Origin of the sequence: Paraburkholderia sp. RL17-373-BIF-A (assembly GCF_046030175.1) — a bacterium.
Taxonomy (GTDB): Bacteria; Pseudomonadota; Gammaproteobacteria; order Burkholderiales; family Burkholderiaceae; genus Paraburkholderia.
The window spans coordinates 352,139-365,018 of record NZ_JARESO010000002.1 but is presented as its reverse complement, the minus strand read 5'-3'; the positions used below and the strand labels follow the sequence as shown (position 1 = coordinate 365,018).

Below are 12,880 nucleotides of genomic sequence, written 5' to 3'. Positions count from 1 at the left end.
CAGGCGAGAGCCGGGGACATACCCCGGCAAGGTGGGTCAGCGTGCGGCGAGCTGGATGAACGGAGAGAGCGTGTTTGCGCCCTTCGCCTGCTGAATCGGATTGACGATCTTCGGCTGACCGTCCACGCGGAAGATTGCGCGGAACGCCGTTGCGTCAGCATCGAAGTACAGATGCATTGACGTTGCGGTCTGAACGCCGCCCGCCTTCGTGATCGTGCGGTAGTACGACAGGTCGATCAGGCTGATGTCGCCCTGCGCGCTGAACGCCGGAGCATGCTGGCTGACGCTGATCGGCCGACCCATCAGCGTGCCGTACGGCGAACCTTGCGCACCTTGCGAGATCGGCAGGTAGATCGGGTAGTTACCCAGTTGCAGGCTGAACAACGACGGCAACGCATCCGGCGTGATGAGCCACGTGGACTTCGGGAAGCTCCCCGGGGTGAGTCGCGCAATCATGTTCGACACGTTGCCGAGCGACACCGTCTTGGTCGCCTGGCCGGCGTCCTTCGCCTGCACCACGGCCGCCGCGCCGTTGAATGCGCCCTCGGGCTGACCAGCACCGGTGCCGAACAGAATGGCTTCGTTCGTTTTCCACCGGATCGAGCGCGCCATCAGGCCTGGCAGATACGATTCGAGCGCGTTCGCATCCGACAGCAGTTCGTCTGTCACCGGCGTCAGTGCCATCAGCTTGTGCAGGCGCAGCGTCGAAACGCCGAGCTTCGGCTTGGTGGCATTCGCTTGCGATGCTTCAGCTTGCCAGTAGGCGCGCACGCCATCCGTTCCCCACGGCGTGGTTTCGTCCTTCGGGAACGTCATTCCGTTGCCGCCGACCTCGATGTTGTCGGTCATCGGCAACAGCGCGTCGTCCTCGAGCGAGAGCGTGAAAATGTCGGTCGAGAAAGCCGGCGGAATGAGGAAGCCACCATCGGTGCCGGCCGCCTCGTTGGCATACGTGCCCGCGCCGGGCGCCGCGGCGCCGATCACGAGGCGCTGATCGATACTGCCGTTGCGCTGGCTGCCGGCGCGCACGGCCATCGCGAACTCGCCGAACGACTGGAAGCCGCGTCGAGCGTCGTTTTCGATGTTCTCCGACACGCTGATGTGTGCACCTTCCGGAATCATGACACCGGCCGAGCGCTCTGCTTCGATCAGCGCTTCTTCGCGCGAAATTGCCGCGGCGGTGCGCTCCAGACCGGCGCGCTCGGCGTCGAACGCCGCGACTTCATCGTCGGTCAGATCGCGGTTTTCCGACGCGGCCTTGTCGGTGATCGCACGCATTGCGGCGACTTGCTTTGCTTTGCGGGCTTGCAGCTCGCGGAGTTGCTTGGACATTTAAGGGCTCCTGAAACGAAAAAACCGCCTCGCGGCGGCTGAATTTACGGTTTGCGCTCAGTCGGAGGACTGCACACAACGCGCTTGTTGGCGCGGTGCTCGGGCTTAGCGCTCAGCCCATAATTGCGATTTCACGCTGCGCGGCAGCGAGGCGGCTCGCGGCCGGCTTCGCCGCCTTGATGTTTCGCTGCATCTTCGCCACCACGTCATCAAAGGTGGCGATGCCGTCGACCATGCGCTCGGACATCGCCTGATCTGCGCCAAGCACGCGACCTTGGCCCATACCGTTGCGAACCTGATCGATACCGACCTTACGGCCCTTTGCAACGCCCTTCGTGAAGGCTGCGTAATAGTCGTCGACGCGCGATTGCATGAACGACTGCGCCTCGGCATCCAGCGGCTGATACGGGTTCCCTTCGACCTTGAACTTGCCGGCGGAAATGAGGGTGATAGACACACCCTCTTCCTCCATGGCTTTCGACCAGTCCTGGTGCGCCTGCCATACGCCGATCGACCCGACCTCGCCGCCCGGAGTGACGTAGAACTCGTTTGCCGCGCAGCCGATCCAGTAAGCCGCGCTCGCGGCAAGGCTGTTCGCCACGGCAATGACTGGTTTCTTCGCCTGCTGAATCTCTGCCGCGAGCTCTTGCACGCCGTAGACAGAACCGCCGGGGCTGTCGATGTCGAGCAGGATCTGCGAAACCGTGTCGTCAGCCGAAGCATCGGCTAGAGCCGCGCTGATCTGCTGCGTGCTGGTTCCACCGTCGCAGATATTGATCTGACTCGCGCGCTGGACGATGGCGCCATGCACCGGGATGACAGCAATGGCTCCCGCGCGCGCATTGCCACGACTGCGCGGCCCGGCCGACACGCCCTGCGCCGATTCGTCCTCGATGTCGGCGTGAACTCCGCTTTCGCGCCGAGCGAGCACCGCGGCGTAAGCTGCCATACGCTCGGGCATGAGTGCCCACGGGGTGGCGAGACACCACGTGATGAATCTTTCGTTTCTCATTGTTCGCCCGTACTGGATAGGTCTTTCGGCTCCTGCGCTCCCTGCGCCGGCGGCTGTTTTTGCTGTTGCGCCTGCAGCGCTTTTGCATCGCTGACCGGAACCATGTTCAGGGGCATCAGCGGTTCGTCGAGGCCATCAATCGGCTCCATATTCTCGCTTTCACGCGCTTGGTTCCGCGTCATCCAGCCGTCGAGGATGCCGTTGTGATAGAACATCGACCGCGCAGATTGATCGCCGCGCAGCAGGCCAGCAAAATCGAACTCAACTTCGATGTTTCGATCCTGCTCGAGCAGGAGATTCGACTCAATCGATGATTCCCAGCGCTCGGCCCACGGTGTCATCGTGTAGATGACAAAATCGAGCGATTGCTGCTCGATGTTGGAGAACGTCGCTTTGCTCAGGTCGCCGACCAGGTGCGGCGGGACGCGGAACATGCGCGCGATGTCGCCCACTTGATACTGCCGTGCCTCGAGGAACTGGCTGTCCTTGTTCGTCAGGCCCAGCTCGTGGAATTTCATGCCGTACTCAAGCACGGCGATTTTCCCGCGATTCAGGCCGGTTTGTGCTGCCTGAAACGACTCGCGAAACGTGTCGCGAGCCGACTTGTCCTTGAAATTGCCGGGGAATTCGATCCAGCCGCCGCCCGGCTTCGCGTCATTCTGAAAGAAACGGGCCCCGTAGTCCTGCGCCGACAATCCGAGGCCCACCGCCTCGCGTGCGATCTCGATCGGGTTCAAGCCAACGATGCCATCGCTTGAGAGTCCGCGGATGTGCCACAGTTCGCCGCGGGTGAACACTCGGACCGAACCGAACCGGTCGGTGTAGCGGTACCGGTAATCGAAATCACTGCCGCCGTCTAGCAGCTCAATCTTGATGCGGTCCGGATGCAGCGGGATCAGGTCCGTAATATTACCGCGCCGGTCCGTGACGATCTGATTGAAGGCGTTTCCTCGCATCGCGAGGTGCCCCTGCATCATCTCGCGCCATTCGAACGGCGTCTGGTACTGGTTCGGTCGACGGCACAGCAGGTCGAGCAGCCAATGCTTGCGGATGGGCGTTTTTTTGTAGCCGCCGACGTCGTAAAGACGCATCGGCAACACGCTAAACGACTCGGCAAGTACACGCACACACGCAAACACGACCGGCAACTGCAACGCACGATCAGGCGAGACGCGCATACCGGACGCGGTGCGTGTCGTGACGGGCTCAAACCAGAAATTCCCATACGGGGACCGGTCGCCACCGTCTGCCTTGATGCGCGAAATGAACATCAGTCAGCATCCTTTTCTTCGCGCTTGGGCACGTAAATGCCGACCATTCGCGTGACGACGAGCACAATCGCAAGCAACAGCAGACCCGCGAAGATCATCCCGCCACCCAGGTTGAGCAGCACGCCGCCGGCAAGCGACAGAAGCCAGCCGATCAGCAGGCAAATGTTGAAAATGTGTGCGTTCATACCGTCATGAGTTCATAGTCATCGCCGATGATCAGGCCGCCCTGCGGGTTCAGGCTCATCAACGTGATGGCATCGAACGCCGCCATAAGCGGGTCAATTTTTGCAGTGCCGCTGGCCTGCTTCGTGATATTCACGGCATTGCCGACCGGGACAATACGCGCATTCCCTACGCACCACGCCATCATTCGCTGACCGCCATGAACCAGCACGCCCTCGGCGAGCTTTCGCTCGGTCGTCTTGATCGCGCCGGACAACTTCCAGCCCTGCGAAATGCCGATCACCTTGTCTTCCGGCACATCGGCCTCGACCAGCGCGTCGAGCACGCCGCCGATGCCGGCTGGGTCAGCGCCGACTTTGTCTAGCAGGCCGGCCGCATGAATGATGGCTACGATGTCGGCGACGTCGCGCACGTCATCACCGATCTGATCGACCACCGTTAGATCACCGTCTTTCTCGAAGTCGCGCAGCGTTGGCGCAACCTCTTTCCGACGTTCGAACACGGATGGATGCGCCCAGGCGTGCGTCCAGAGCAACCAGCGGCGTGTCGATTTCTCGCGCCCGACGACCGCCAGGCCGAGTAAGTCGTCGAGGCCTCCGCCATCGATGCCGACGTCGATCACTTCGCAGCGCTCGATCAAGTCATCAAGCGTCAGCTTCGGCACCGAGCCTGCGTCTTCCCAGAATTCCGCGCCGGCCCAACGATCGGACCGCAGCGCCAGGCCAATTTCGACGTTCGCATGCTTTGCGAGAAAGCCGCGGAACGATTCCTCCCCCTCGGTCTGCGCCTTCCTGAACTCGCGCTCGAGGAACTCCTGATCAACCGAGTAGCCGAGGTTCGGGTTGACCATCCCGAGGTTCTCGACCCTCAGGTGCTGCTTGCTCGCCACCATTTCCGGCGGGTGCTCGAAAATCACCGGGACGAAACGCCTGTCTTCGATCTTGCCGTCGCGCACGTCCCGCGCGTACTGGAGCTTCTGGCGAAAGACGCCCGCCGGCGGATCATCGGACTGGGTCGTCAGATAGATCACGAAGCCTTCCGGCCGCGATGCCAGGCCACCGATCGCCTCGCGCAGCATGTTCTCGGCATTCGCCTGCTTGCCGAACAGCCAGAGTTCATCTACCAGCGTGCCAACGCTCTTCTTGCCGCCGACCGTGTTTGAATCTGCCGCGACGACCTTCAGCGTCGCGCCGCTGTTCCGGTGCGTGATCGTCTTGATGTGCGTCTGAACCTGCAGCAGCTCGTCGAGCTCGTCGTCGTGCTTCACCATGTCCCGGCTGGGACTGAAACTGTTCTGCGCAACCTCGATCGTCGGCGCGAGAATCGCGAACTCAGCAGATTGTCGCCAGTTGAGGATCACCGCGGTCATCATGATCCCGGCCGCGATCGTCGATTTCGAGTTCTTTTTCGGCAGGCAGATGAACCACTCTGTGATCAGCCGACGACCACTGTCAGGATCGTAGGCGCCGAAGATCGACGCCACCAGATCGAACACCCAGTGTGCGCACGATTCGCCGAACGTCGGACTGCCCGGCGCATCGACAATCTTCAACTGCTTAAAAATCGCGAGCGCCTGCTCAGCCTGGTCCGGGAAGATCGGCGGTGGAATGATGGACTCGCCGCGCTTGAGCCGTTCGGCCCAGTCGAGGCAGCTTGTCTTCCATTCCATCGATCACTTCCGGTTGTTCACCACCAGCTTCGGGGGAGCCGTCGCCGCGAACTTGCCGGCGCCGACCTTCTTCGCTGCATCAGCTTTCGCATCTTTCTTGCCAGCCTCGCCGACCTTGGCATGCACGAACGGCATGAGCGCCTTCGCCGCGTCGACGCGCAATTTCGGTTCCGTGCGACCGTCGTTCATGGCGGCGATCAGAAACGCCTTCGGGTCGGTGAAGTTCGTCATCGACTCGACATCGAATTTCGGGGCCGGTTTCTCATCCGGCGCCGGCGGTTCGGCTTTCGGCTTCGATTCCTGCTGGATGCGCTGGGCAGCCAAGTAGAGGGCGACGTCCTTGTCTTTAACAAGGCGCGAGCCGGCGGCCGAGGCGGTCGCAGCACTGTAGCCTGCCGCTATAGCCGCGTCCTTATTGGACTTTCCGGCCAAAACAGCATCGGCAAAGAGCCGTTTCTTGCTGTTAAAGGCCATTAACAAAAGCTCCAAAAAGGGAAAAATTCTGCGCGTGAGAGAACGATCGGTTTCCCAGCATGCGAAACGACAGAGATTCGATGCCCCCCACCCCTTCGATGCCGCTGCGGCACGCCAGGCGTGGCTGTGACGGGTTGCCGCGCTGCGGCCGGTGCACTTCGAACTCATCGCAAGCCTGCCTGCTACAGCGCACCTGCTACTGATCGGCCTCGCGCCTCGCTTGCCGTCTTGGCAGCATGGCAATCGGCGCACAACAGGTTGAGGTTGCTGTCGTCGTTGCTGCCGCCCTGCTCGAGCGGCACGTGGTGATCGACCTGATCACGCCACGGCAGCCACACACAGCCACAACCTTGACACTTGAACTGCTGATCGACTGCGACGCGTTGGCGTGTCTCAACCCATTTGCGACCGCGTATGCGTGGAGTCGTGCCTGCCTTTGCTTCGAGCGTTGCAACGCGGTTTGTGTTGGCCGCTGGTATGCGCGGTTTGAGCGTCGACAGTTTGCGGCTCATTCTACGATCCCATGCGAACGACTGACGGCTCAGTAGGTGGTTGAAAGAATTTTCAATTTGACTGAGAATCGCTTTGCTCGATTCCAGAGCAATCAAAAAAGGGGGTTCTTATGTCCCAATTTTTGACATTCCCTATCGCCGACACTGGCTGGTCCCAGTGAGCGCTTGACCAGTAGGGAAGAAACGGAAGCAAACGCTGAATTGCTACCCGAAACGACGGAGATGCTTTTCCCCCGTTAGGGCGCAGCCGGAACGCTGACCAGAGCAGACCGGTGCACCGAAAGGCGCATAAGCGGAAGGTCGCTGGTCGAGCCAGTGATTCACAGAGCCCGGTCCGCCGGACACCTCAGTGGAACATTGATCGGAGAAGAAAGCCTTCGCTTCCGGCCCGAAAGGGTTAAAAAAAACCCGCGAGGCTTTCGCCTGGCGGGTTTTCTTTGGGCGCACCGCGCGCCCGACGTCGTCAATATATCTCAGTGTGTGTGGGTTTACAACTGAATTCTGCTGTTTCAATACATTGAATGCTTGGCGACCGGTCATCGGGCGACACCCGTCCTATTATGGGACGTACTCAACTTCATCGTTGTGTTGATCGCACGCAGTAAACTTCTGCTCTTGCGTCAGTGGGGACGATACATAGTAGCAATAACGGTTTCGCCACCGCTTTCCGAACACGTCCTGATAGACAAGTGAACCAGCGACGATGAGGCCTTCCCCAATGTGCGTAGACGCGAAAAGCATAATTTTCGAATTCCGGCCCGAAATGAGGATCTTTGAGGTCGTGTCCTGTCCGGCATTCAAAGTGTCTCGACTTCGATTCCCCATTTCAAAGGAATTGGCACGATCGTTAAATGGTTCGTTTGGATCTATCCCGCCACTACCATGAAACAGTGCCGGCTCGAAGTTAACCGCAATGTCTCGAGCCGGCGTCAGCCCGTAATTCTTTAGCTTAACCACAAAAAAACTGCGGGTGACCGGCAAGGGACTTCGTCCGTCAGGCTGCGGCACAACATTAACTACATCCAATCCTCCAGAGGTATCAAAGGCGACCGATTCGATTCCCACATAGGCTCGAAGTTGCCTTTGCTCAGTATCCTGCGCGATCTTCACTTGGTCGTGAGTAAACCAAGCCGCAGCGCCCGCGGCTAAAAGAGCCAGACACGTTACGACGAAGTGAGCAATCTCAAGCGGATGTTTTTTCTCTCCGTGCATTCTCCAAAACTCCGATGGATTCAATGACCGCTAGGCTCGAGTGACTTCAATCCGACTAGCCATGGCACGCCCCAGCGTGATTGCGCGATTATGCCGCAACCTCACCTTTAATCAGTCCGCGTCGGCGCAATGCAGGTAGCAACGCGAACTTTGCCTCTTGATACAACTCATGAGCAAAGCTGAGATCGAACTTGCGTGGATTGCACCATGCTGCCACGCCGCAACCATCATTCAACGCAGCAATTCGTGCGTCCATAATCTGCCCGCTATCCTTTTGCCTCATATGCGTCTGGATCGCGGCGCGCTGCTGCCACGTGAGCGAGTCAACACACAGATCGACCTGCTCTGCCTGCTTTCTCTGTGCTTTACGCTCGGCTGCGTCGGTTCGCTCTTCGATTGTTGCGAACCGGTCGCTCTCGTCGAATCCGCGGCATGAAGGGTCAACGCGGCCCGCGCCAAGATTCACGGAATAACCGCGTTGCCAGCCATACCAACCAGTCAGCAGTTCCTCAACCTGGTTGCTTTCGTCGATCGTCATCACATAACCACCTGAAAATGAATGCCCCAATGCATAAACCATTGCACGAGTCGATTGCGCAGGTCGGCGTCGCGCGGAAACGGGTATTCGACCTGCAACCGGTTATCAACCGGGTCAAGTTGTCCAACTAACGGGCAGCCGTCGAACTGAATCATCTGTGCCTTGGTGACGCCATCGACACACTGGCGGCTCGACGAGATCAGTTCATCGGGCACGTCGGCGTATTGGATGTAGGCGTATGCGCTCATGCATCACCCACCGACGGCATCTTTTCGTAGTCAACGGTCACGGTGATGAGCGCCTCGTACTCTGAGCCGTAGTTGCCCATGCGGCTGTTCAGCTGGACATTCACGCTGGTGCTGTCCGCATCGAAAGAAACGTCTGCCGCCGCGCACACCTGCCTGGCGAGAATCAGCTTGATTTCGTCCGCACGAAGCACGGCGCGGTGCGTTTGCGTGTTGGTTCGACCAGTGTGAATTTCGATCTTGCTCATGTCATCTCCCTTACGTCCCACTCCAGATCACCACTGGCGAGAAACGCCTCCAATGTGGTGCGGTTATATTCGACCGGCGCTCTCGTGCGATAAATGCCGTCGCCGACCCAATCCAGATCACCCGGCAGAAAGCCGCTTCGATAGTGTTCCGGTATCCACGCCTCGACATAGACAAAGCGCGGGCCGCGATGCTCGTACATCACGCGCTCGAGCCGGTGGACCGTCGTCTCGATACGCCTGGTCTTTCCGTAGGTCGCGAACTGCGCCCGCCCCACGCGACGGCCATGCCTCAACCAGCCAACGCCGTCGGGGATCTCAATCCACAATCTCAAACCGCCTCCTGCATTTCCAATCCCATTTTTGCGTTTCGCACCGGATACCAGTAAAACGCCGCATTGAAAAACGTCCACTCCTTCAATTCGCGCGACGCGTTCCCTTGGTCAAGCCACCGATGACACCAAAAGCATCCCGGCACAGTCCTGTCGTGAGCCGCCTTGATGCCCATTCCTTTGCCGGCCGCCAGACTGTTCTCGTGGCACGGGACAACCGTTTCGTCGTTCGGGTTTAGCGGACAAACCATCGGCACTCGCAGGTAGCAGGGTTCGCCGCGGCACGCTGCCAGATACTTCGCGCCTTCGGCGACCGTCACGCGCTTCCGGCGCGTCTTGAGCGCTTTCGCGCGCAATACCGTTTTCGTGTGAAACGATGTCTTGAATGCCGAAGACGGATCCGGACGCTTAAAGCCGGTGCGCGCAAGCGAAGTCTTTCGCTGCATCGGTGCCGAGCGCTTCACGCAGCCGCCCTTCCGACTGTCACCATCGCGTGCATGTCAGCGTAGAGGCCGCCGACAATCTCACCGCGCGACTCGCGCCGAGCCTTGCGCGCCGCATAGCGTGTGTTTGGCCGGTAATCGGCGACGCGGGGAAACGGCTTGCCCGTGAGCTGGTAAGACGATCGGTAACTCGAATCGCTTGCCTTGACATGCCCGCTCTCCTTCAGCGCGCGAAGCCTTTTCTTGATGCTGTCGTAAGGCGCGCTAGTGCCCTCGACGATGTCCGCGATAGTCGAGCCCGGATACAGCATCAGGAACTCACAAACCTCGCGCCGCTGGGCACTCATGATCCGGTTGGCCATGTGCTAGATCTCCTTCACCGTGATGCCGTGCTTTTCGAGCATCTGCTTGCGCTTCTGGATGTAGGTGCGATTCTTCCGGGTTGCCGTCGATTTGACGTCTTCGACCACCTGCAACCCGGTGGCGACGACCACGTAGACGAAATCGGCAACGTATTTCGAAGCGCGCTCGCACGTACCGTCGTCGCGCTGCCTGCGCTCCGTCAACACGAATGAAACCTGCAACCGCAAATCGCGGATCACACCGGCGGCTTGCAACTGGATCAGGTGAAACCAGCGCGACCGCTCTTTCTCGCTGTCGAACTTGATGCCGTTGTGCTCGCACTTGGTGTTGCGGTACTTCGGCAGCTTCTTCGGCGATGCCATCGAAAGCGCGGGCACTGCGAATGGATCATCGACATCGTCGAGCGCGCTCGACTGCGGCGGGTTTCCCGTCAGTTCGTAGATGCGGCGCTGTGCAGCCGTCATGACCGGCCGCGAGTCGTCACGCACGCGCGCAGTGCCGACGACTGTCGTTCCCGTCGGCACAACCATTGGCCAAGGTGCTCGCTTCGTCACGCCGCCTCCGCTTGCGCAACCTTCTCGCGCGGAATGTCGTTGAAATAGGCGTACAGCGCCTCGCCCCGCTCTTCGCTCTCGCGGGTGACGGCGGCCAGCAGGTGCTCCATCCACGCGCCCGGGCCAAGCGTCCGGCAGACCTTCGCCTTAAATTGCTCGAAGAACTGGAAGCGAGCCGGATCGATGCCAAGGCGCTTGCCCTGCTCGCGCCATCCCTTCTCTTCAAGCCACCAGCCCTCTGCTGCACCAACTGGCGCAGCAGCGCCGGCTGCCGCGATCTCCGCCTCCCAGATGCCGGTCCAGCCGCGCAGCACCGATTCCTCGATTGCCGCGACAACGTCGAGACTGCGCTCGTGCAGCTTGGCCAACTTCTTGAGCGTGACGGTGCACGCGGACCGCGTCCAAGGAACGTCCGCCTTCTTCTCTTTCGCCTCGCGGTGGTCGCACCACATGTCCCACGACTCAAACGGCAACCAGTCTGGCAAATCGATGTTCAGAAGTTCGGCATGCAACCCAATTCGCGGCGCACGCCGCGCGGGTTGCTGATCTATTGCTTTCTCCTGCTCTACTAAGGCAATCTTGGTGTCGAAATTTGGAGGGGCTTCAGGTGAAATTTCACCCCCTTCAACGTGGGATTTGGAGGGGCTTGAAGTGGAATTTGAAGCCGCTTGAGATTTGGAGGGGCTTGAATTTTCACCCCCCTTAGAGGGTCGAGATTTCGAGGGGCTTGGTTTTCCACCCCTCTTTGACTGGAACTCCTCGAGCGTCGGCGGGCTCAGTGAAATCGTTTCGCCCGTGCGCTGATCAACGCTTTGGACGATCGTCGCGCCGGCAGGAGCCAGCATTTGATAGATGACGATGCTCTGCGTCCGGCCCAAGCGCCTATCGGTTTCGAGCAGATAGCCGAGTTCTATAAGCTTGTTGCGCGCGCGACGGATCGTCTGGATGTTCAGCTCAGTGTCGAGTTCAAGTTCTTCGTTGGTGACCCACGTCGAATAGTCCTCGCTGGCCCAGTTCGCGTATGTTTTCAGCAGCGTCTTGGCCGAAGAATCGCCGACTCGCTGACGCTTGGCCCATTGATGTGCATAGCCGCTCATCGGACGCCCTCGCATACGAATGGCGTCCGTACATCAATGGCTAGCCGCCGTGCACAGCGCAGTAGGGCCGCTCCTCGTTGAGCCGCCTCCATTCTTGTGGGTTTGTGATTTGGTGCCCGCGAATGACGTTCTTGCAGCGCCGACCGGACTGAGTCTTGGCGGCACACTGCATGTACCCGCCCGTCTCCACCCATTCCGCGAATTCTTCTGGCGTCAAGCCGTTGATTTTCGCAGGAAGATTGATTTCCCCCTTTGCATACGCCGCCGCGTCCTCGGCCGAAACCGGCAGAGTCACCTGCCCGCATGGATGCGGACAGTTGAACGAGATCGAACACCCCACGCGCTCCAAAAGCTTGACTGCTTCGACGATTTGTTCTCGAGTTAACATTCGCTTTCCCCGTTGTGAAAGCCCGATTCTGCATCAAATACGGGAATTGCTTTCTCATATCTAGTTGGATTCAGGCAAGCCGAGGGTTTCGTTCAGCACACCGGTCGCCGCGCATTTCTGCTCACCGCGAACCTGCAGCGTTTCGTCGTCGAGCAGCTCGCGCACACGGCCGCAGACGCTCGACAAACGCAGATTTGTGCGGTCCGCGATCTCCTGTCGTGTCAGCGTCAAGCTTTCGCTGTAGAACAGATTGGTAATCATCTGCTTTTGCGTGCAGCGTTTCGTACCGGTGACTGAGTCATAGCCGGCGAGTTGCGTGTGCGTAGCGCGCATCAGGACACCTTTCGGAGATCGTGTTGGACGGTTTCGCCGGTCGTGGACAGCGCCGATTCGACCACGCGCAAGGTGCGTTGCTTGACGCGGATGTCGTCGACCAGGCTGCAGTGAAGCCGCGGCAATTCGCCCGGGTCGACTCCGTCGAGCAGGTCGGCGGCGTCGGCCTCGGTGCGATGGTTGGCGCGCATGATCGTCTGAACGAGCTCATGCGCGTTGATCTGTGCGTCGACGTCGTGATGGCGCGCGCGGGCCGCACAGTCGATTTCCGCAAGAACCTCGTTCAGCAGATCCACGCGGCGCTCGACTGGCAGCGCGGCGAGAATCGAATTTTCGAAGTTCGCCGGCATCAGGTTGTTGTCTTTCGACTCGTCGTCGAGCCAGCGCCAGATGCGGTCTGCGTGGTTCTTCTGCGTGGTGTAGACGTCGCCGTGCTTGTCGAACACGATCACACCCGACAGGTGGCCGCCAATTCGCTCGTGGGCCGCGACGATCTCGGCCGCCGCCGTCTCGCGGCTCCAGCCTCGCGCCTTGCGCCAAGCGGCGACATGGTCGCGGATGATTTGGATTCGGGACTTGTACGAACTGTCTCGCATGATCTGTCACTCGTTAGTGGCTACAGTGTCAACGTGCGATAAGGACAACTAAGTCGCCGAACGTGACACAGGGAGAGAAAA

The 12,880-nt window shown here is 59.9% G+C and carries 19 protein-coding genes; all 19 read right to left on the bottom strand.

All coding sequences use genetic code 11. The features are described 5' to 3' along the window. Nucleotides 1-36 precede the first annotated feature (36 nt). The 19 genes from P0D80_RS03690 to P0D80_RS03600 all read right to left on the bottom strand — a co-directional run bounded on the left by P0D80_RS03690 (nt 37) and on the right by P0D80_RS03600 (nt 12,799). Nucleotides 37-1,332, bottom strand: coding sequence for a phage major capsid protein (locus P0D80_RS03690; RefSeq protein ID WP_408281285.1), 1,296 nt, complete (start codon nt 1,330-1,332; stop codon nt 37-39). 112 nt (nt 1,333-1,444) lie between these two features. Further along, nucleotides 1,445-2,344 carry a signal peptide peptidase SppA gene (gene sppA, locus P0D80_RS03685; protein ID WP_408281282.1) on the bottom strand — a complete coding sequence of 300 codons (900 nt, stop codon included), beginning with the start codon at nt 2,342-2,344 and terminating at the stop codon, nt 1,445-1,447. Further along, nucleotides 2,341-3,615 carry a phage portal protein gene (locus tag P0D80_RS03680; RefSeq protein WP_408281279.1) on the bottom strand — a complete coding sequence of 425 codons (1,275 nt, stop codon included), beginning with the start codon at nt 3,613-3,615 and terminating at the stop codon, nt 2,341-2,343. The genes sppA and P0D80_RS03680 overlap by 4 nt, the downstream gene beginning before the upstream one ends. Continuing rightward, entirely contained in the window at nt 3,615-3,800 is a 186-nt protein-coding gene (locus P0D80_RS03675; protein ID WP_408281278.1) for a hypothetical protein, read from the bottom strand. The genes P0D80_RS03680 and P0D80_RS03675 overlap by 1 nt, the downstream gene beginning before the upstream one ends. Beyond that, a complete protein-coding gene (locus tag P0D80_RS03670; RefSeq protein ID WP_408281276.1) occupies nt 3,797-5,467 on the bottom strand; it encodes a terminase large subunit in 1,671 nt (556 codons plus the stop codon). Before P0D80_RS03670 ends, P0D80_RS03675 begins: the two co-directional genes overlap by 4 nt. A 3-nt stretch (nt 5,468-5,470) precedes the next feature. Next, nucleotides 5,471-5,941 (bottom strand): terminase small subunit, encoded by a 471-nt coding sequence (locus tag P0D80_RS03665; RefSeq protein WP_408281273.1) that lies wholly within the window; start codon nt 5,939-5,941, stop codon nt 5,471-5,473. Nucleotides 5,942-6,123: 182 nt separating this feature from the next. Beyond that, a complete protein-coding gene (locus tag P0D80_RS03660) occupies nt 6,124-6,549 on the bottom strand; it encodes an HNH endonuclease (RefSeq protein WP_408281271.1) in 426 nt (141 codons plus the stop codon). A 462-nt stretch (nt 6,550-7,011) separates the two neighbouring features. Continuing rightward, nucleotides 7,012-7,665 (bottom strand): hypothetical protein, encoded by a 654-nt coding sequence (locus P0D80_RS03655; RefSeq protein ID WP_408281268.1) that lies wholly within the window; start codon nt 7,663-7,665, stop codon nt 7,012-7,014. Between the two features lie 88 nt (nt 7,666-7,753). Further along, on the bottom strand, nt 7,754-8,203 hold the full coding sequence (locus P0D80_RS03650) for a hypothetical protein (RefSeq protein ID WP_408281266.1): 450 nt from the start codon (nt 8,201-8,203) through the stop codon (nt 7,754-7,756). Further along, the gene (locus tag P0D80_RS03645) at nt 8,203-8,451 is read right to left on the bottom strand and encodes a phage portal protein (protein WP_408281264.1); all 249 of its coding nucleotides are present in this window, start codon (nt 8,449-8,451) and stop codon (nt 8,203-8,205) included. Before P0D80_RS03645 ends, P0D80_RS03650 begins: the two co-directional genes overlap by 1 nt. After that, complete coding sequence (locus P0D80_RS03640; protein ID WP_408281261.1) at nt 8,448-8,696, bottom strand: hypothetical protein; 249 nt, start codon at nt 8,694-8,696, stop codon at nt 8,448-8,450. Before P0D80_RS03640 ends, P0D80_RS03645 begins: the two co-directional genes overlap by 4 nt. Beyond that, the gene (locus P0D80_RS03635) at nt 8,693-9,028 is read right to left on the bottom strand and encodes a hypothetical protein (protein ID WP_408281258.1); all 336 of its coding nucleotides are present in this window, start codon (nt 9,026-9,028) and stop codon (nt 8,693-8,695) included. The genes P0D80_RS03640 and P0D80_RS03635 overlap by 4 nt, the downstream gene beginning before the upstream one ends. Then, nucleotides 9,025-9,489, bottom strand: a complete 465-nt coding sequence (locus P0D80_RS03630; RefSeq protein ID WP_408281255.1) for a hypothetical protein — start codon at nt 9,487-9,489, stop codon at nt 9,025-9,027. Before P0D80_RS03630 ends, P0D80_RS03635 begins: the two co-directional genes overlap by 4 nt. Next, nucleotides 9,486-9,830, bottom strand: a complete 345-nt coding sequence (locus P0D80_RS03625; RefSeq protein WP_408281253.1) for a hypothetical protein — start codon at nt 9,828-9,830, stop codon at nt 9,486-9,488. Before P0D80_RS03625 ends, P0D80_RS03630 begins: the two co-directional genes overlap by 4 nt. 3 nt (nt 9,831-9,833) lie before the next feature. Beyond that, on the bottom strand, nt 9,834-10,385 hold the full coding sequence (locus tag P0D80_RS03620) for a DUF1064 domain-containing protein (RefSeq protein WP_408281252.1): 552 nt from the start codon (nt 10,383-10,385) through the stop codon (nt 9,834-9,836). Then, nucleotides 10,382-11,482 (bottom strand): phage replication initiator YdaU family protein, encoded by a 1,101-nt coding sequence (locus P0D80_RS03615; RefSeq protein ID WP_408281249.1) that lies wholly within the window; start codon nt 11,480-11,482, stop codon nt 10,382-10,384. Before P0D80_RS03615 ends, P0D80_RS03620 begins: the two co-directional genes overlap by 4 nt. A 40-nt stretch (nt 11,483-11,522) precedes the next feature. Next, nucleotides 11,523-11,870, bottom strand: a complete 348-nt coding sequence (locus P0D80_RS03610; RefSeq protein ID WP_408281247.1) for a hypothetical protein — start codon at nt 11,868-11,870, stop codon at nt 11,523-11,525. 60 nt (nt 11,871-11,930) lie between these two features. Further along, nucleotides 11,931-12,203: a hypothetical protein gene (locus tag P0D80_RS03605; RefSeq protein WP_408281244.1), complete on the bottom strand. Its 273-nt coding sequence runs from the start codon at nt 12,201-12,203 to the stop codon at nt 11,931-11,933. Further along, nucleotides 12,203-12,799, bottom strand: coding sequence for a toxin YdaT family protein (locus tag P0D80_RS03600; RefSeq protein WP_408281242.1), 597 nt, complete (start codon nt 12,797-12,799; stop codon nt 12,203-12,205). The genes P0D80_RS03605 and P0D80_RS03600 overlap by 1 nt, the downstream gene beginning before the upstream one ends. Between the last annotated feature and the right edge of the window lie 81 nt (nt 12,800-12,880).